The sequence below is a fragment of the Sphingobium agrisoli genome (assembly GCF_041877245.1).
Classification (GTDB): domain Bacteria; phylum Pseudomonadota; class Alphaproteobacteria; order Sphingomonadales; family Sphingomonadaceae; genus Sphingobium.
The window spans coordinates 155,618-172,833 of record NZ_JBHDJI010000001.1 but is presented as its reverse complement, the minus strand read 5'-3'; the positions used below and the strand labels follow the sequence as shown (position 1 = coordinate 172,833).

The 17,216-nt window shown below is 64.5% G+C and carries 20 protein-coding genes, 1 tRNA gene and 1 pseudogene; 9 read left to right on the top strand and 13 right to left on the bottom strand.

What is annotated here, in order from left to right; all coding sequences use genetic code 11:
* The first annotated feature begins 17 nt into the window (after positions 1-17).
* Both murA and ACETPF_RS00810 read left to right on the top strand, forming a co-directional pair.
* Positions 18-1,301, top strand: a complete 1,284-nt coding sequence (gene murA, locus ACETPF_RS00815) for a UDP-N-acetylglucosamine 1-carboxyvinyltransferase (protein ID WP_373932370.1) — start codon at positions 18-20, stop codon at positions 1,299-1,301.
* Positions 1,294-2,820 carry a PAS domain-containing protein gene (locus ACETPF_RS00810; protein ID WP_373932369.1) on the top strand — a complete coding sequence of 509 codons (1,527 nt, stop codon included), beginning with the start codon at positions 1,294-1,296 and terminating at the stop codon, positions 2,818-2,820. Before murA ends, ACETPF_RS00810 begins: the two co-directional genes overlap by 8 nt.
* On the opposite strand, the gene ACETPF_RS00805 is transcribed toward ACETPF_RS00810, so the two are convergent.
* The 7 genes from ACETPF_RS00805 to ACETPF_RS00775 form a co-directional block, all read right to left on the bottom strand.
* On the bottom strand, positions 2,768-3,202 hold the full coding sequence (locus tag ACETPF_RS00805; RefSeq protein WP_373933033.1) for a response regulator: 435 nt from the start codon (positions 3,200-3,202) through the stop codon (positions 2,768-2,770). The genes ACETPF_RS00810 and ACETPF_RS00805 overlap by 53 nt on opposite strands.
* A 95-nt stretch (positions 3,203-3,297) precedes the next feature.
* Positions 3,298-3,525 carry a DUF2188 domain-containing protein gene (locus tag ACETPF_RS00800; protein WP_373932368.1) on the bottom strand — a complete coding sequence of 76 codons (228 nt, stop codon included), beginning with the start codon at positions 3,523-3,525 and terminating at the stop codon, positions 3,298-3,300.
* A gap of 46 nt (positions 3,526-3,571) precedes the next feature.
* Positions 3,572-4,336: an HvfC/BufC family peptide modification chaperone gene (locus tag ACETPF_RS00795; protein ID WP_373932367.1), complete on the bottom strand. Its 765-nt coding sequence runs from the start codon at positions 4,334-4,336 to the stop codon at positions 3,572-3,574.
* The gene (gene bufB / locus ACETPF_RS00790) at positions 4,333-5,154 is read right to left on the bottom strand and encodes an MNIO family bufferin maturase (RefSeq protein WP_373932366.1); all 822 of its coding nucleotides are present in this window, start codon (positions 5,152-5,154) and stop codon (positions 4,333-4,335) included. Before bufB ends, ACETPF_RS00795 begins: the two co-directional genes overlap by 4 nt.
* A 57-nt stretch (positions 5,155-5,211) precedes the next feature.
* Entirely contained in the window at positions 5,212-5,478 is a 267-nt protein-coding gene (bufA2, locus tag ACETPF_RS00785; RefSeq protein WP_373932365.1) for a BufA2 family periplasmic bufferin-type metallophore, read from the bottom strand.
* An 82-nt stretch (positions 5,479-5,560) separates the two neighbouring features.
* Positions 5,561-6,202, bottom strand: a complete 642-nt coding sequence (locus ACETPF_RS00780; protein ID WP_373932364.1) for a DUF1109 domain-containing protein — start codon at positions 6,200-6,202, stop codon at positions 5,561-5,563.
* Positions 6,202-6,738 carry a sigma-70 family RNA polymerase sigma factor gene (locus tag ACETPF_RS00775; RefSeq protein WP_373932363.1) on the bottom strand — a complete coding sequence of 179 codons (537 nt, stop codon included), beginning with the start codon at positions 6,736-6,738 and terminating at the stop codon, positions 6,202-6,204. The genes ACETPF_RS00780 and ACETPF_RS00775 overlap by 1 nt, the downstream gene beginning before the upstream one ends.
* 199 nt (positions 6,739-6,937) lie before the next feature.
* Between ACETPF_RS00775 and ACETPF_RS00770 the strand changes: the two genes are divergently transcribed.
* Together ACETPF_RS00770 and ACETPF_RS00765 are read left to right on the top strand one after the other, a co-directional pair.
* Entirely contained in the window at positions 6,938-7,204 is a 267-nt protein-coding gene (locus ACETPF_RS00770; protein WP_373932362.1) for a BufA1 family periplasmic bufferin-type metallophore, read from the top strand.
* A gap of 59 nt (positions 7,205-7,263) precedes the next feature.
* Positions 7,264-7,713, top strand: a complete 450-nt coding sequence (locus ACETPF_RS00765) for a DoxX family protein (RefSeq protein ID WP_373932361.1) — start codon at positions 7,264-7,266, stop codon at positions 7,711-7,713.
* Positions 7,714-7,725: 12 nt separating this feature from the next.
* Here ACETPF_RS00765 and ACETPF_RS00760 read toward each other — a convergent pair whose 3' ends face one another.
* Positions 7,726-8,355, bottom strand: coding sequence for a DNA-3-methyladenine glycosylase family protein (locus ACETPF_RS00760; RefSeq protein ID WP_373932360.1), 630 nt, complete (start codon positions 8,353-8,355; stop codon positions 7,726-7,728).
* A gap of 75 nt (positions 8,356-8,430) precedes the next feature.
* On the opposite strand from ACETPF_RS00760, the gene ACETPF_RS00755 reads away from it, so the two are divergent.
* A complete protein-coding gene (locus ACETPF_RS00755; RefSeq protein ID WP_373932359.1) occupies positions 8,431-8,748 on the top strand; it encodes a 2Fe-2S iron-sulfur cluster-binding protein in 318 nt (105 codons plus the stop codon).
* 22 nt (positions 8,749-8,770) lie between these two features.
* On the opposite strand, the pseudogene ACETPF_RS00750 reads toward ACETPF_RS00755, so the two are convergent.
* Positions 8,771-9,486, bottom strand: a pseudogene (locus ACETPF_RS00750) (hypothetical protein).
* Positions 9,487-9,515: 29 nt separating this feature from the next.
* The gene (gene rlmB, locus ACETPF_RS00745; RefSeq protein WP_373932358.1) at positions 9,516-10,256 is read right to left on the bottom strand and encodes a 23S rRNA (guanosine(2251)-2'-O)-methyltransferase RlmB; all 741 of its coding nucleotides are present in this window, start codon (positions 10,254-10,256) and stop codon (positions 9,516-9,518) included.
* 103 nt (positions 10,257-10,359) lie between these two features.
* On the opposite strand from rlmB, the gene ACETPF_RS00740 reads away from it, so the two are divergent.
* The 3 genes from ACETPF_RS00740 to ACETPF_RS00730 all read left to right on the top strand — a co-directional run bounded on the left by ACETPF_RS00740 (position 10,360) and on the right by ACETPF_RS00730 (position 12,840).
* Positions 10,360-10,446 (top strand) — tRNA-Tyr (locus ACETPF_RS00740).
* Positions 10,447-10,738: 292 nt separating this feature from the next.
* On the top strand, positions 10,739-12,070 hold the full coding sequence (locus ACETPF_RS00735; RefSeq protein ID WP_373932357.1) for an AMP-binding protein: 1,332 nt from the start codon (positions 10,739-10,741) through the stop codon (positions 12,068-12,070).
* Positions 12,067-12,840 carry an enoyl-CoA hydratase/isomerase family protein gene (locus ACETPF_RS00730; RefSeq protein WP_373932356.1) on the top strand — a complete coding sequence of 258 codons (774 nt, stop codon included), beginning with the start codon at positions 12,067-12,069 and terminating at the stop codon, positions 12,838-12,840. Before ACETPF_RS00735 ends, ACETPF_RS00730 begins: the two co-directional genes overlap by 4 nt.
* Before the next feature lie 60 nt (positions 12,841-12,900).
* On the opposite strand, the gene ACETPF_RS00725 is transcribed toward ACETPF_RS00730, so the two are convergent.
* Complete coding sequence (locus ACETPF_RS00725) at positions 12,901-13,920, bottom strand: 1-aminocyclopropane-1-carboxylate deaminase (RefSeq protein WP_373932355.1); 1,020 nt, start codon at positions 13,918-13,920, stop codon at positions 12,901-12,903.
* A 130-nt stretch (positions 13,921-14,050) separates the two neighbouring features.
* On the opposite strand from ACETPF_RS00725, the gene ACETPF_RS00720 reads away from it, so the two are divergent.
* Positions 14,051-14,536 carry an Lrp/AsnC family transcriptional regulator gene (locus tag ACETPF_RS00720; RefSeq protein WP_373932354.1) on the top strand — a complete coding sequence of 162 codons (486 nt, stop codon included), beginning with the start codon at positions 14,051-14,053 and terminating at the stop codon, positions 14,534-14,536.
* Positions 14,537-14,601: 65 nt separating this feature from the next.
* Here ACETPF_RS00720 and ACETPF_RS00715 read toward each other — a convergent pair whose 3' ends face one another.
* Positions 14,602-15,057, bottom strand: a complete 456-nt coding sequence (locus ACETPF_RS00715) for an Lrp/AsnC family transcriptional regulator (protein ID WP_373932353.1) — start codon at positions 15,055-15,057, stop codon at positions 14,602-14,604.
* 201 nt (positions 15,058-15,258) lie between these two features.
* On the bottom strand, positions 15,259-17,007 hold the full coding sequence (ilvB, locus tag ACETPF_RS00710; RefSeq protein WP_373932352.1) for a biosynthetic-type acetolactate synthase large subunit: 1,749 nt from the start codon (positions 17,005-17,007) through the stop codon (positions 15,259-15,261).
* Between the last annotated feature and the right edge of the window lie 209 nt (positions 17,008-17,216).

Sequence of the window (17,216 nt, the reverse complement as noted above, 5' to 3'; positions counted from 1 at the left end):
GCTATGAACCCTTGGCGATGGACCGTATTCATATCCGCGGCGGCAAAGCGCTTTCCGGCCGCCTTCCGATCTCCGGCGCCAAGAACGCCGCGCTCACCCTGCTGCCCTGCGCGCTGCTGACCGACGAGCCGGTGACGCTGCGCAACCTGCCGCGCCTTGCCGACGTGGACAGTTTCGGCCATCTGCTGAACCAGCTGGGCGTGTCGACCATGATAGAGGGCGCGCGGCCGGAGGATTTCGGCCGGGTGATGACGATGCGCGCCGGCCGCGTCACCTCGACCGAGGCGCCCTATGACATCGTGCGCAAGATGCGGGCCTCGATCCTGGTCCTGGGACCGCTGCTCGCTCGGGCCGGCGAAGCGCGGGTGTCGCTGCCTGGCGGCTGCGCGATCGGCAACCGCCCGATCGACCTGCATTTGAAGGCGCTCGAAGCCTTCGGCGCGATCATCGAAATCCATGCCGGCTATGTCCGCGCCAGCCTGCCCGATGGCGGTCTGCCCGGCGGCATCTTCACTTTCCCGGTCGTTTCGGTGGGCGCGACTGAAAATGCGCTAATGGCCGCCGTGCTGGCCAAGGGCACCTGCATCCTCGAAAATGCCGCGCGCGAGCCGGAGATCGTGGACCTGTGCAAGCTGCTGGTCGCGATGGGCGCCGACATAGAGGGGATCGGCGGCGACAAGCTGGTGATCCACGGCCGCCCGCGCCTGCACGGCGCGACCTACAGCGTCATGCCCGACCGGATCGAGGCGGGCAGCTATGCCTGCGCCGCCGCCATCACCGGCGGCTCGCTCGACCTCATCGGGGCCTGCGCCGACGATATGCACGCCGTCCTCGCCGCGCTGCGCGACGCAGGGGTGCAGGTCGATGTGCATCGCGACGGCATCCGCGTCTCATCCGACGGAAAGCTGCGCCCGCTCACCCTCTCGACCGCGCCTTTCCCGGCTTTCCCGACGGACATGCAGGCGCAGTTCATGGCGATGCTGACGCTGGCCGATGGCGCATCGGTCCTGACAGAGACCATCTTCGAGAACCGCTACATGCATGTTCCCGAACTCGCCCGCATGGGCGCGGACATCGCCGTCAACGGCCGCACCGCCGTGGTGCGCGGCGTTTCCGGCCTCGTCGGCGCGCCGGTCATGGCGACCGACCTGCGCGCCTCGATGAGCCTCATCCTCGCCGGCCTCGCGGCGCAGGGCGAGACTCAGGTCAACCGCGTCTATCATCTCGATCGCGGCTATGAGCGGCTGGAAGAGAAATTGTCGGCAGTGGGCGCGGACATCGAGCGCGCCAGCGATGGCTGACGGACGCGGCCTGGCGACCGACCGCGCCGCGCTGCTCGCCCTCTATGATTTCGATGCCGGCGGCTTCCGCACGCTGGACGACATCACCGCCTTCGCCGCGCGGCTGTGCGACGCCCCGATCGCGCTCGTCAGCGTCGTCGAGGATGTGCGCCAGCGCTTTCTCGCCCGCACCGGCCTCGACGCGGAGGAAACGCCGCGTGACGTCTCCTTTTGCGCTCATGCGATGCTCGGCGGGGACATCTTCGTCGTGCCGGACGCAAGGCAGGATCCCGCCTTCGCCGACAATCAACTCGTCACCGGTCCGCCCTATATCCGTTTCTACGCCGGTGCGCCGCTGGTCGCGAGCGACGGCGAGCCACTGGGCGCGCTCTGCGTCATCGACACCGCGCCTCGTGCCGACCTCACCCCGCTCCAGCGTCAGGGTCTGACCCTGCTGGCCCGGCAGGTAATGGCCGAGCTGGAGGCCCGCCGCCGCGACCGTGACGTCATCCTTCGGCAGGAACAGGACGCCGCCGCCGTCGCCGACAGCGAACGCATGTTCCGCACGCTGGCGGATACGATGCCGCAGATGGTCTGGTCCACCCTGCCGGACGGGTTCCACGATTATTACAATGCACGCTGGTACGAATATACCGGCGTGCCGGTCGGATCGACCGATGGCGTGGCGTGGAACGGCATGTTCCACCCCGACGATCAGGAGCGTGCGTGGGGTCGCTGGCGGCACAGCCTCGCCACCGGCGAGCCCTATGAGATCGAATATCGGCTGCGCCATCACAGCGGCGACTATCGCTGGACGCTGGGCCGCGCGCTGCCGATCCGTGACGCGCATGGCGTCATCACGCGCTGGATTGGCACCTGCACCGAAATCCACGAACAGAAGCTGATGATGGAAGAGCGCGAGATGATCGCGCATGAACTCTCGCACCGGATCAAGAATATCTTTTCGGTGATCGCCGGCCTCATCGGCCTGTCGGCGCGTCAGCATCCGGAGATCGGCGACGTGGCCGACGATCTGCGTGATCGCATCCTGGCCCTTGGTCGTGCCCATGACTTCGTGCGCCCCCACAGCGCCGAATCCGCGCCGCAAGTGGGGCAGGGGCATGGCCGCCTGTGGGGCATACTCGAACAGATTTTCGCGCCCTATCGGAGCGATGCCGGATCGCGCATCCTTCTGACCGGCGACGATCCGATGATCGACGACCGCTCCGCCACGCCGCTGGCGCTGCTGTTCCACGAACTCGCCACCAACGCCGCCAAATATGGCGCGCTCTCGGTCCCGTCGGGCCGGGTGCATCTGGATATCGCTCAGGAAGGGCAGTCAGTGCGGATCGACTGGCGCGAAGAAGGTGGGCCGCCGGTCGCGCCATGCGGGCAGGAAGGGTTCGGCAGTCGGCTGATGACGCTCAGCGTCGAACGGCAGCTGGGCGGCAGGATCGTCCGGGACTGGCAGCCCGATGGGCTGCGCCTCAGCCTCTCGATTCCAGCCCGCTCCATGAGCCGGGCGGCGGGAACGGCGTAAAACCGGCGATTTCGGCGGCTGTCAGGTCCGGGTCCTCGGCAGCGGCGAGCTTGAGCGCAGCCGATATGCTGCGCGCTCGAAACGGCTTCGTGATAACCCCCAGCGCCGCGACCGAGGCTTCACCGATTTGCGCCGGATTGGCGGTGACATAAATGACGCGTATGCCGTGGCGGGTGGCAAGCTCCATGCCGATCTGCGGACCGGTCGGTCCATCGCGCAGATTGAGGTCGACAAGCGCGATGTCGCAATCCTGCGCGCTCGCAAGCGCGCCCTCCCGATCGGCGGCGATGGCCCCGACATCGAAACCAGCGTCCTCGACAATCTGTTCGATTTCCAGTGCGACGAAAATCTCGTCTTCGACGATCAGAACTTTCTTGGTCATTCCTCGGTCCGCGAACTTGGAGGGCTTAAATACTGAAGGCGCCTTCAGGTTCCTGCGCGCACTAAAAAATGTTATAGGCTGCATCAAAATGCAGTTTATTCCTGGTTGGTCCACAGCGTCTCGAAGCGCGTGCCCTGCATCAGCAGCACCGATGCGGGATAGCCGCCGTCCGCCGCCTTGCGCGCCGTCTCCGTCGCGGCTTCGACCGCCGCCTTCTGCGTGGCGAAAGGGCCATAATATTTATTGTCGAGGTTGATCTTCCACACCCCCTCATGTTCGAGGACGATGTAACGCGCGTGCGGATAGGTTGGGGCGGTGGACATGGGTCGGAAACCTTAGGACATGGGCAGCGTGATTGCGCCCGTGCGCTTACCGGATGCCTGCCCCGCCATCAACGCGCACAATCAAGCCATCGGCGAGCCACTGGCCCAGCATCCGCCCGGCCTCCGCGGCGCTATCCTCGACGCCCATCTCGTCGGCGAAGATCGCGCATAGAGTGCCGAAACGCTCCCCCGCCCGCGCGGCGCCCAGCAGGCGCGCTTCTTTGTCGTCGGCGGTGCGAAAGCAGGAGACATGGTCGAGCCGCCACACCATCAGCGTTGCCCCTTCCTTTAGGGGCGCGGCCGCCGGCGGCGTCCCGCCTTCCGATAGCGCCGACCAGATTGCCGCGGCGTTGGTGTGCACGTCGCGGGTCAGCAGGCTCGGCGAAAAATGCAGCACGGCCCGATCCCACTCCACCGCGCCCAGCTGGTCCAGTCTGACCGGATCGACGTCGGCCGCCACAAAGGCCTGCGCCAGCGCCTGATCCAGCCAGGCAAGCTCGCCTATGTCCGGATCGTCGGGATAGAGCGCGGTCAGCGTTGCCACGAAGCCGGCCGGGTAGGCGTCCAGCGTCCAGTGCGTAGGCGGCGTCGCATCGATATGGGCCGCCGCTGCCGTCAGGAAAGCCTCATCGCCGATCCACGCATGAACCCGCTCATAGGCTTCGGTCAGGCAGGCGACGAGCTGCGCGCGATAGTTGTTCTGATAGACGGCGAGGCCCGGTCCCGCGCCCTTGCCGATCCGGTCGGCCGCATCGGCATCACTCCGCGCGATCCAGGCGCAGAAATCCTGCTGGATGAGGGCGAGGCTCATGCCGCTTTCCGATCGGGGCGGGCGATCGCGCGCGCCTGATCCAGTTCGGCCAGGAGATGCCCAAGCGGCGGGATCGCGTCGTCGCGCTCGATCATCGTGGCAACCGGACCCAGCCGGGTGATGGCATGGGCATAGAGCGCCCAGACCGCAGGCGGGACCGGCTGGTCATGCGTGTCGATCAGCATGTCGCGGCCCTGGCTATGTCCCGCAAGATGCACCTGCCGCACCCGTTCGGCCGGGACGGCGTCGATATAGGCGACCGGGTCGAAGCGGTGATTGGTCGCGCCGACGAAGATGTTGTTGATGTCGAGCAGCAGGCCGCAGCCGCTGCGCGCGCACATTGCGTCCAGAAATTCCCATTCGGTCATCGTCGACCTGCCGAACGTCACATAGCTCGATGGATTTTCGACCAGCATCGCCCGGCCCAGCACGTCCTGCGCCATGGCGATATTGGCGCATACTAGGTCGAGCGTTTCGCGCGTATAGGGCAGCGGCAACAGGTCGTGCGAACTGAACCCGCGAAATCGCGACCAGCTTAGATGGTCGGACACGAACAGCGGTTCGATCTCGTCCACCAATGCCTTCAGCCGTTGCAGATAGGCGCGGTCCAGCCCGTCGGCGGACCCGATCGACATCGACACGCCATGCAGCGCCACCGGATGCCGTTCCCGTATCTGGCGCAGGATGGCTCGGGGACGGCCGCCGTCGATCATGAAATTCTCGGAGATCACTTCGACGAAATCGACCGGAACATGCGATTCCAGGAAATCGCGATAGTGGTCCTTTCGCAGGCCAAGGCCGAAAATAGGGTCAAGCATCTGCAATCTCCGCGGCAACAGGCTGCCCGGCGGCGGGGTGACCGCCGGGCAAGACCCTCACTGGGCTTCGGTCAGGCTGCCGCCGGCCGCCGTGCAGGCCTTTTCCGACATTTCCTTGAAGCCATCGCCCTTGCAGCTGTTGAGCCCCTTGCAGTCGTGGCTTGCGGTCTTGCAGTCGGACGTGCCCTTGCAGCTGTTGACGCCATAGCAATGCACCAGCTTGGCCTCGTCCTTGGCGAGGGCCGGGGCGGTCGTGGACGCGGTGGCGATCGCCAGCAGCGCGGCGGTGGTGGCGATGCTGACGCCGGACTTTACGGTGATCATGGTGGAATCTCCCAAAGACTGTGCCGTGATGGCATGGGAGAATTCGCAGGCGCCGCCGGTCCGGTTACACGCCCGTGCGAAATTACCAGCGCATCAGCCGGGGACCGATCAGCGCGCCCAATGCGCTCGCCAGCGCGATGCCCAGTGTGTACCAGGTCAGCACGAAAATCGCCGACACTTCGGGGCAATGGATGCAGTAGACCGCCGCGCCGAACGCGCCGGACGCCAGCCCCGCCGCCGCGCCCGCCGCGCGCAGACTGGTCGGCGCGAAATGGCGGTAGGCCCACAACAGCCCAACGAACATCGGCATCGACAGCAGCAGCACGTTGCGCGGGCAATCGCGCCAGCTGCCCCCCAACCACATCGCCAGCCAGTCGCCCGGCGCCGTTCGCGACATTTCCACGATGCCGATCGTCGCCAGCACCATCACGGGGACGCCAAGCAGCCAGAGATGGCGCAGCCGCCCCGGGTCGGGCCGGGCTAACCGTGCTGTCAGCAGGATGGCGCCCAGCCCAAGCGATAGCGTGTAGAGCCACTTTACCCAGAAATGATAGCTCACCAGCGCCACCGACCAGTCCTGCCGCATCCCGAAGGCGATGAGCACAATGGCGATGCTGCCGACCGCGCCCAGCCCCAGCCCCAGCGCGATCCAGCGCGCGACGCTGTGGCGCGGCACCGGCCTGACATCGGCGGCAAGGCGGGCGATCAGTTTTTCCGTGTCCATCAATTCGGCCCCTTGATGCGCGCGGCCAGAGCCTTCAGCCCCCGGTGGACCGATATCTTCACGTCCGATTCTCCGATTCCCATGCGCCGGGCATGGTCGGCGATGCTGTTGCCCTCGACATGGGTGCCGCGGATCGCATCGGCCTGCTTGGGCGGAAGGTCGGCCAGCAGGCGATCGACATCCATGCGCGCAGACACGGCATCCTCGAACCCTTCGGTCACCAATATGTCAGCCACATCCTCCACCGTGCAATGGATGCGGCTGCGGCGGAAATGGTCGATCATCTTGTATCGCGCCACGGCGAACAGCCAGCCGGTAAACGGCCTGTCCCGGTCGTAGGTCGCGCGGCGCACATGCACCGCCATCAGCGTTTCCTGCACGAGATCCTCTATATCGTCGGGCCGGCCGCTCATGCGGCGACGGTAAAAAGACTGCAACAGCGGCACGAGCGCGCGCAACAGCGCGGCATGGGCGTTCGCGTCGCCCTCCAGGCCGCCGATCATCCATAATCGCAACTGCTGCTCGCTTGCTCGCATAGGCGCTCCCCAACCCGCATTCGGGCCAGACCCGCAAAAAGTTACAGCGCCGTAGCCAGGGGCGACAGAAATTTTCCTGTATCGCTCGCGTAACCGAACGCCGCCCTGCTGCGAATTGGCGATCATGGTCCGCCGCCAACGCTGCCGGATCATGGCGCACCCCCCCCCGCGCCGGCCCCTGTTTCAGGAAGGATTTGCCATGTTGAAGACCAACGCCGCCATCGCCGCCACGCTTGCCCTCACGATCGCCGCCGGCGCGGCCCATGCCGCCGACAAGAGGCCGATGGAAAAATGCTATGGCGTCTCGCTCGCCGGCAAGAATGACTGCAAGGCCGGCGCGGGCACCAGCTGCGCGGGCACCAGCAAGGTCGACTATCAGGGCGATGCCTGGAAATTCGTCGCCCAGGGCAGCTGCACGAAGATCAAGACTCCCAAGGGTCTGGGGTCGCTCACGCCCAAGGCGTGATCCAGACGCCCGCGCGTGGCGTCCCCCACGCGCGGGCACAGCCGTAAAGGAGACCTGCCATGTCGCACGCGACCGCGCACTATCGCAGCGCCGCCGATCTTGCCGCCCGCTTTCTGCCCGATCCGCTGCTGCTGCTGGTCGCGCGGCTCGGCGCTGCGTCTATCTTCTTCCTGTCCGGCCGGACCAAGGTGGAAGGGTGGCTGACGATCACAGGCAGCACATATGAATTGTTCCGCACCGAATATGCTCTGCCCCTGATCCCGCCGGAGATCGCCGCCCATGCCGCGACCTATTCGGAGCATCTGTTTTCGACCCTGCTCGCCGTCGGCCTTGCGACGCGGGCCAGCGCGCTGGCGCTGCTCGGTATGACCGCCGTGATCCAGATTTTCGTCTATCCCGATGCCTGGCCCACCCATCTGAGCTGGGCCGGCCTGCTCCTGCCGCTGGTTGCCAAAGGCGCCGGAAATTGGTCGCTCGACGCGCTGATCGGGCGGCGGCTTGATAGTTGAGGCAACGCCGTCTCAGCTCGCAAGCATGTCCGCGCCCTGATTATAATGGTGCCAGGCCATGATCGCGGCCGCGCCGCGATGGGGCCGCCAGGCTTCGGCCAGGGCGCGGACTGTCTTCTCGCTCGGTCGCTCAGGCAGGCCCAACATCCGCCCGATCTCGATCTGCACCGCCAGGTCGCCGGCCGGCCAGATATCGGGCCGGCCCTCGGCGAACAGCAGATAGATTTCCGCCGACCAGCGACCGATACCTTTGATTCGTACAAGCTGCGCGATCGCATCCTCGTCATCCTGCGGCAGCGCATGAAGGTCGAGTTCGCCCGATACCACCAGTTCGGCGAGGCTGCGCGCATAGCCCTGCTTCTGGCGGGACAGGCCGCACGCCCGCAGCGCATCGAAATCCCGCGTCAGCAGCGTTTCGGGTGCGCAGCCTTCGCCCAGTTCCGCCTCCAGCTTGCGCCACACCGCCGCCGCTGCCGCGACGCTCACCTGCTGCCCCACGATCGTGCGCAGCAGCGTCTCATAGCCGGGCGCGCGCACGCGCGGCTCGGGATAGCCCACCCGGCCCAGCGCGGCGACGAAGCCCGGCTCGATGCCCGCGATCGCGTCCAGGCTGGCGCGCAACTGTTCGACGGTGGTGACCATGGCAGCGTTTCCAGCCCTTGATTTCGCGGCGTCCCTCGGCCAGAGCGGCGGGGAAAGTATGAGGGGTTTGGATAGATGCCGAAACTGATCGTGGTCAACCGTGCGGGTGAAGAACAGGCCGTCGATGGCGATAATGGCCTGTCGGTGATGGAGGTCATCCGCGACAATGGCTTTGACGAGCTGCTCGCCCTGTGCGGCGGCTGCTGCTCCTGCGCCACCTGCCACGTCTATGTCGATCCCGATTTTGCCGGCGCGCTTCCTGCCATGAGCGAGGACGAGAATGATCTGCTCGACAGCAGCGACCACCGCACCGACGCCAGCCGCCTGTCCTGCCAGCTGACCCTGACCGATGCGCTCGACGGCCTGCGCGTCACCATCGCGCCGGAAGACTGAGGGGCGAACCCGACAGCGGGGATCACCGCCCCAGCCGCAGCACCGCCATCGGCGCTTCGCTCGTCTGGGGCGTGATCGTCCAGACGATCCGCTTGCCCCGAGCGTCCGCCTGGGCGCCATCCTCCTGATTCTGGCTGACGATCTCCGCATCGGTGGTCAGCGTGAAGCGCCCGTCCAGCGCCTTGGCCGCATCCGGCCCGCCGCCGCCCATTCCCGCCGGCCCCTGGCTCTTGTCGAAGCCGTTGGAAAATCCGGGTGCCTTCACCCGCACGCGTCCGTCGCTCCGCAGTTCCGCCGCGACGAAAGGCAGCACGATCTGCGCGTCGATGTTGAAGGGGAAGAGGAAGGCGTGGGTCAGTGTCCCCTCGATCGCATAGTCGATCTCGAACTTGCGCGCGCCGACGTAGCGGGCAGAGCGGAAGCCCTTTTCCTTGCTCAGCGCGTCGGGATCGCCACCATCTGCGCGTGCTCGTCCTTTTCGTCGGGTGCGCCGAAATCCTCGTCCTTCGCCGCGATCTGAAGCAGGGCAGGGCCAGCCTCCGCCTCGCCGTCCGCTTCCACCGGGGTGACGCCTTCCTTGCCGCTTTCGGACGCGATGATCTCGCTCTTGTAGGCGAAGGCGAAATGGCCGTTGGCGCGGATGTCGAGGGTCGACTCGAACTTTCCCGGCGTCACCAGGCAGGCGGACAGGCCGATCAGCGCGGCGAGCGCCCCCAGCGTGCGAAACAGATATGCCATCGGCCGTTCCCCCAAACGGCCCCCGGCCGCTACCGGCAGGTTGCGGCGTAGAGGGCGATCGCCGCGGCGTTGGAGACGTTCAGGCTCTCCATGCGCGGGCTGATCGGCAGTTTAGCGATAATGTCGCAATGCGCCATGCTGTTGTGGCGCAGCCCTTCGCCCTCGGCCCCCAGCACCAGCGCCACGCGCGATTCCCCGATCGCGTCGGCCAGCACCGTGTCGGCGTCGCCGTCCAGGCCGATGCGCCAGTAACCTGCCTCGGCAATCTCGTCGAGCGCGCGGGAAAGGTTCACCACCCGCACCCAGGGCACCACCTCCAGCGCGCCCGACGCCGCGCGCGCCAGCACGCCCGATTCGGGCGGTGCATGGCGATCCTGCGTCACGATGCACAGCGCGTCGAACGCGGCCGCCGAACGCAGAATCGCGCCGACATTATGCGGGTCGGTCACCTGATCCAGAACCAGGATCGGCCTCTTGTCGTCCTGTCCATCCTCCAGCACATCTCCCAGCCAGACATCGTCCAGCGGCTCGACTTCGGCGACGATTCCCTGATGCGGCGCGTCGGACGGCACCATGCGGCCCATGTCGGCTACGTCGGAATAGACGATTGGCAGCACCGGCGGCAACTCCAGCGCGTTGATCGCCTCGCGCGTGCCCCATATCTTGCGGACGACCCGATTGGGATTGGCGAGCGCGGCGGTCACGGCATGGCGGCCGTAAAAACGGGGAAGATTGCCCTTGGGCTTGGCGGAACGATGCGTCTTTTTCATGGGGACGCTCTTTTCACAGGAGGCCATTGACAGGCAAGCCTCCTTTCGCCATTGAGCCGCCTCCAGCGCGGGAAGCGAGGCTTTCTCTCCCGTGTCAGGCACTGGACAGGTGGCCGAGTGGTTAAAGGCAGCAGACTGTAAATCTGCCCGGGTTTCCCGTACGCTGGTTCGAATCCAGCCCTGTCCACCACCCTCCTTGTAGGGATCGCCAAACATTCCAGAAGCCGGTGTTTCAGGGCGGGGCAGCTCCGCCGGCACCCGCCGCGCATCGTTGCCGATCGCAGCTCGGTTCTGTTTGGCCGCCAAGACCTGTGAGCGTTAAACGTCAGCCTTGTATCGCTACCGTCGGCGCTGGGAAGCTGGGATTCTGCCTGCTGCACCCATGCGGTGAGCCGACGGCCGGCTCCCAAGACCGTCGTAGGCCGTGGGCCGGGCGGAGCGCTATTTCATATATCGAACTCCGTTGCATTAATGAAAATATTTTGACTTTTGGCCTGCTGACCGCGATCCTCGCTGACGCCGATGGCCTCGCGGCGCTGGCGACAGCGAGCAAGGACGCGCGGAGCCAGATCGAATTGATCGTCCTTCCCGATGCTCTGTATGACGATCTCGCCACCGCCGGGCGGTTGCCGCAGGAGCGGGCGCGCACCGTGCCCCTGCGCGAACTGGAGGCGGCCGGACGGGACAGCGGGCGCGCCCTGCCGACCTCCAATCCGCGCGGACTGGCGTCCATCCGGTTCAGTTCGGGCACGACCGGCCTGCCCAAGGGCGTGATGATGGACCATGGCCACATGCTGTCCAACGCGCGCAAGGTCGGCGAACTGCTGGAACTGGGGCAGGATGACGTCCATTATACTTGCTTTCCCTTCCACCATGTCTTCGCGACGGTGATGGGCGTTCTGACGACGCTGTGCGCCGGCGCGACACTGATCGTCGCGCGACGGTTCAGCGCCAGCCGCTACTGGTCGGACCTGCACGAATATGGTGCGACCCGCGCGCATATCCTGGACCCGCTGATCCCGCTGCTGATGAAGCAGCCGGATGGCGCCGCCGACCGGGACCACAAGGTCACGCGGATGTACACCGCTGCGGGCTTCTACCCCGAATTCGAACAGCGTTTTGGCGTCACCATCGTGCCGATCTACGATATGAGCGAATTGACGGTCGTAACGCATTTCCCGCGCGGCGAAGCGCGCCGTCCGGGAAGCTGCGGCAAGGAATCGGGGCTGTTCGAAATCAAGATCGCCGATGAAGACGGTTTCCCCGTCCCGGACGGCACCGATGGCGAAATCTTCGTCCGCCCGCGCTATCCCAATGTCATGTTCCTTGGTTACTATAATGATGCGGAACAGACTGTCGGCGCATGGCGGGACTTGTGGTTCCGAACCGGCGACCGCGCCCGCCGCGACGGGGAAGGCTATTTCTATTTCCTGGGCCGCAGCGGTGATCGCATCCGCAGGCGCGGGGTCAACATATCCGCCGAGCAGATCGAGCAGGTCGCTCTGTCGCATCCGGCGGTTCTGGAATGCGCGGCTATTGCCGTGCCCTCGGACATCAACGAGGACGAAATCAAGCTTTGCCTGAAGCTGGTTCCGGGCGAACCGGGCGATCATGCGGTGCTGGCCGAAGCGATATTGGACAAGCTGCCTCGGACGCTCACCGTCCGCTATTTCGAATTGTATGAAGACCTGCCCAAGACGCAAACCGAAAAGGTGAAGCGGGCCGCGCTGCGCCAGATTGGCGAGCGAGGGCTGACGCCTGGCACCTGGGATCATGGGACAGGCGCCTTCTGGATGGCGGAGGCCAACCGGTGACCGACCCCGGTCAATTTTCTGTCGAAACGATAGAAAGCGGCGCGATCTTCACGATCCATCGGCCCGCGAAGCTCAACGCGCTGACCCGGGCGGTGCTGATGGGCCTGTCGGATTGCCTCGACCGCCTGGAAGGCGAGGGGGCCCGTCTGCTCGTCATCACCGGGGCAGGGGAAAGGGCATTTTGCGCGGGCACCGACCTTGCCGAAATGCAGGGCATGCCGATGGACGCGCGCCTGACCAAGAATGCGATGGCGCGAGACCTGTTCGTGCGGCTCTCACGGTCCCCGCTGGTCTCGGTCGCCGCGATCAACGGCCTTGCGCTCGGCGGCGGACTGGAACTGGCCATGGCCTGCACCCTTCGGATCGCCGTCACGAGCAGCCTTCTCGGCCTGCCCGAAGTGAAACTCGGCCTGCTACCCGCCTATGCCGGAACTCAGTTCCTGCCCGCCATCGTCGGACGCGCGCGGGCGGAGGAGATGATGCTGACCGGGCGCAACATCGACGCGGACGAAGCCGTCGCCATCGGCCTGATCCATCGGACGGTCGCGCCGGATGAGGATGTCGTCGCAGCGGCGATGGCCTTTGGCCGCGAAGTGGTTTGCTACAGTCCGGTCGCGGTCGAGGCGATCCGCGCCTGCCTGGCGGCATCCGGTGCGCAGGTGACCGACGAAGGTCTCGCGGTCGAGGATCGCTATGTGCGGTCGGTCTTCTCGGGGCCCGAGGCTGAGGCGGGCGTGGCGGCGTTCCTTGACCGCCGCAAGGGTGGCTGATGGGCCGGACGGCGGGCGCCGGTACGCCGCGCCGCGCCGCCTGCGATGTCTCTTCGGGGGTCAGCCGTCCTTGTAATAATAGCCATAGCCGTTCAGCGCCGGCGCACCGCCCAGATGGGCGTAGAGAATGCGCGATCCCTCGGGGAAAAAGCCTTTGCGCGTTAGGTCGATGAGGCCCTGCATGGATTTGCCTTCATAAACGGGGTCGGTGATCATCGCCTCCGTGCGCGCCGCCAGGCGGATCGCCGCGTTGGTCTCGTCAGACGGAACACCATATGCCGGATAGGCATAATCAGGGTTGATGACGATCTCGTCTTCGCGCACGCCCCGGCCAAGGCCGACGAGAGTCGCCGTGCTGTCGACGATCTGCCGGACTTGCGCTCGCGTCTGTTCCGGCGTCCCCGACGCGTCGATCCCGATTACTCGATCCGCGCGGTCCTGCGCTGCAAAACCAACGATCATTCCAGCCTGCGTGGACCCTGTGACCACGCATACCACAATGAAATCGAAGGAGAAGCCCAGTTCCGCCTCCTGATGCGCCACCTCCTCCGCGAAGCCGATATAGCCCAGTGCTCCGAATTTGTGCACGGAAGCGCCAGCGGGGATCGCGTAGGGCTTGCCGCCGGCGTCGATCACCGACTGGATCGCATCCTCCCAGCTCTTGCGGATGCCGATATCGAAGCCATCGTCCACCAGCCGGCTGTCTGCGCCCATCAGCCGCGTCATCAGTATGTTGCCGACGCGATCATATGTCACATCCTGGTGCGGAACCCATTTCTCCTGGATCACGACGCATTTCATTCCGATCTTCGCGGCCGTCGCCGCAACCATGCGCGTGTGGTTGGATTGGACGCCGCCGATCGACACCAGCGTGTCGGCGCCCGATGCCAACGCATCCGGCACGATATATTCGAGCTTGCGCAGCTTGTTGCCGCCCATCGCGAGCCCGGAATTGCAATCCTCTCGCTTGGCATAGATTTCGACCTTGCCGCCGAGCGCTTCGCTCAAGCGGGGAAGATGCTCGATCGGGGTGGGACCGAAGGTGAGGGGATAGCGGTCGAACTTCTCGAGTAGGGACATGTAATGCCTCCAGGCGGGGTTGCGCCCCCACATTACCCAGAACTGCATGGAAGGTGCTTTCAATCTTTGACATAGGCCTGTCGTAAGGTACGGAATATTCCGCCATGATAGGACAGAGCCGGACATAGCTATGACAAAAACGGAAGAATCTTCCACAGAAGGTTTAGACAGGATCGACCTGAAGATCCTGCGCGCGCTGCAGCGCGAGGGCCGCCTGACCAACGCCGAACTGGCAAACCGGGTCAATGTGAGCGCGGCGACCTGCCACCGGCGAACCCAACGGCTCTTCGAAAAGGGCTATATCCTCGACGTTCGTGGCCGCGTAGCCCCTGCGGAGGTCGATCTCGGTACGCTGGTCATGGTGGGTGTCGTCCTGGATCGGTCGACGCCTGAGAGTTTCACCGAATTCGAGACCGTCATATTGTCCCTCAAGCAAGTGCTCGACTGCCACCTGGTCGCGGGGGACTTTGATTACCTGCTCAAGATACGCGTCAAGGACATTGCCGATTTCAATGCGCTGCACGGCAGGACGCTCATCGCTCTGCCCGGCGTCCGGCAAATACGGACGTTTTTCGTCATGAAGGAGGTCAAGGACAATGCCCCGCTTTCCTTCTAGTCACGATGATGCCCGCACGGCTTGCATCTTCATGTAGGGGTTCTCGCCATGTCGGCGGACGAAACTCAGATGGGCAGTGCGGTTTTATAAATGACGGGGCGAAGGGCAAAACTGGTCGTCAGTTGCGCGACCCCGACAAGCTTGGTCAGCTTCTGACGCAGGAAATTCTCGAATGCGGCGAGATCGCGGACGACCACTCGCAACTGGTAATCCGCGTCGCCCGTCATCAGATAGCATTCCATGACCTCGGGGAACCGGGCCACGGCCTGTTCGAATTCGGCCAGATAACCATCATTTTGCCGGTCGAGCCGAACCCGGACAAAGCCGGTAACGCCCAGCCCGACGCTGGCGGGATCGACAAGCGCCACATATCCTTTGATGACATTTCCCTCGAGATTCTTCAGCCGCCTGAGGCACGGGCTGGGCGAAAGGCCCACGCGCTCGGAAAGCTGCTGGTTCGTCATTCGACCATCGCCCTGCAATTCGATCAGCATGCGGCGGTCCAGCTCGTCTATGTTCATGTTCGCCAATTCCTGCATCAACGATAGAAGGCATGATATGCCACAAATCGACTTCGTAAAGCATGGCTTTGTAAGGCTATACGCCAGTGTGAGCGATAATCTTCCAATTCCAAACGACATCCAAAGTTGTGCAGACCGGCTGCCCTGAGCATAGCCGTCTTAACGGTAGAATCCGTCCCTCAACCGCACCACGATGGTTCGTCAAACGAGAGAGGCGTCGAGCATAAGCGCGTCTTCGCGGCTTTCGGCCTTTCCGAGCAGCATCTCCGTATGCGCGGCCCCGCTTGGGATCATAGGATAACAATTTTCGAGATTGGCGACCTGGCAGTCGACGAGCACGGGCCCGGCACATGCCAGCATGTCCTGCAAACCGGCCCCGAGCGCCTCGGGATCATCGATCCGGATTCCATGCCAGCCAAAGGCTTCTGCAACGGTCACGAAGTCGGGCAAGGCGTCCGAATAGCTTTCGGCATATCTGCCGCCATAACCGACATCCTGTAATTGCCGCACCATGCCGAGATGCCGGTTGTTGAGCATGAACATCTTGATCGGCAGGCGGTATTGAACGGCTGTCGCCATTTCCTGCATGTTCATCTGAAACGAAGCATCGCCTGTGATTCCGATAACCAGTGCCTGTGGATTGCCGATCTGGGCTCCGATCGCGGCGGGAAGGCCATAGCCCATCGTGCCAAGGCCGCCACTGGTGAGCCATCTGTTGGACGCTTCAAACCCCAGATGTTGCGCCGCCCACATCTGATGCTGGCCAACATCGGTGGCGATGATCGGATCGCGATCCCGAACCATTCGCCCCAGGCACCGGAGCGCCTGCTGCGGCATGATTTCCAGCACGCCGTCATCGAATGCCAGGCAATTCATATCGCGCCATGTTTCAATCCGGTCCCACCAGCGCGCCAGCGAGCGCCGCTGCCGCTTTCCTGCGCGCAGCGCCGTGTTGATCGCTTCGAGCGTTGCGCCCGCATCCGCGACGATGGCCAGATCGACCATGACGTTCTTGTTGATGGAACTGCGGTCGATATCGATGTGAATCTTGCGCGACGTGGGGCTGAAGGCATCGATCCGGCCCGTCACCCGGTCATCGAACCGGGCTCCGATCGCAATGATCAGGTCGGCCTCGTTCATCGCCAGGTTGGCCTCATACGTGCCGTGCATCCCCAGCATCCCGAGCCAACGGCGCGACGAGGAAGGAAACGCGCCCAGCCCCATCAACGTCGAGGTTACCGGCGCGTCGAGCATCGCGGCCAGTTCGCGCAACTGTTCGCTGGCCGATGGGCCGGAGCATATGACGCCCCCGCCCGTATAGAGCACGGGCCGTTCTGCCTGCTCGATCATGGCGACGGCTTGGGTGATGGCGGAGGCGTGCGGGGCAAGGGGAGGCTCGTAGGATGCCCGGGTCCATCGACTGCGCGCCGGTTGCGGAGCGGCGCGCTTGACTTGAACGTCACGCGGCAAGTCGACAACGACAGGCCCCGGCCGCCCCGTTCCGGCAATGGCATATGCCTCCCGAAGGACTGCTTCGAGCTGGCGGATATCCTTAACCAGATAGTTGTGCTTGGTGCAGGGCTGGGTGATGCCGACGGTATCGCATTCCTGAAAGGCATCGGTGCCGATAAGGTGCGTGGGCACCTGACCGCTGAGGAGAAGCAGCGGAATCGAATCCATATAGGCATCGGCAAGGCCCGTGACGCAGTTGGTCAGGCCCGGTCCGGACGTGACGAGCACGACCCCCGGCTTGCCTGTTGAACGGGCATAACCTTCGGCGGCATGCACTGCCCCGGCCTCGTGTCGCACGAGGATGTGCCTGATCTGGTCCTGATGAAGCAGTTCATCATAAATCGGCAGGACCGCACCGCCGGGGTAACCGAATATGACCTCCACCCCGAGGTCGATCAGGGTTTGCAGAAGTATCCGGGCACCGTTCGCATCATCCATTTCGACTCATCCTTTGAGACATTGCGGTCAAGCCCACAAGATTGCGGCCGACCGATTCCAAGTCTCGCCGGGCCGGATTCTAGCGCAGGATGGACGGGCTAATCCTTGCGAATTGCCGGGGCGAACGTTGCTTCGAAGACAGATTCTGCCAATTCGCGGAAGCAGCTTGTAGTAAAATGTCCTGATGTGCCGAAATGGCAAAACGAACT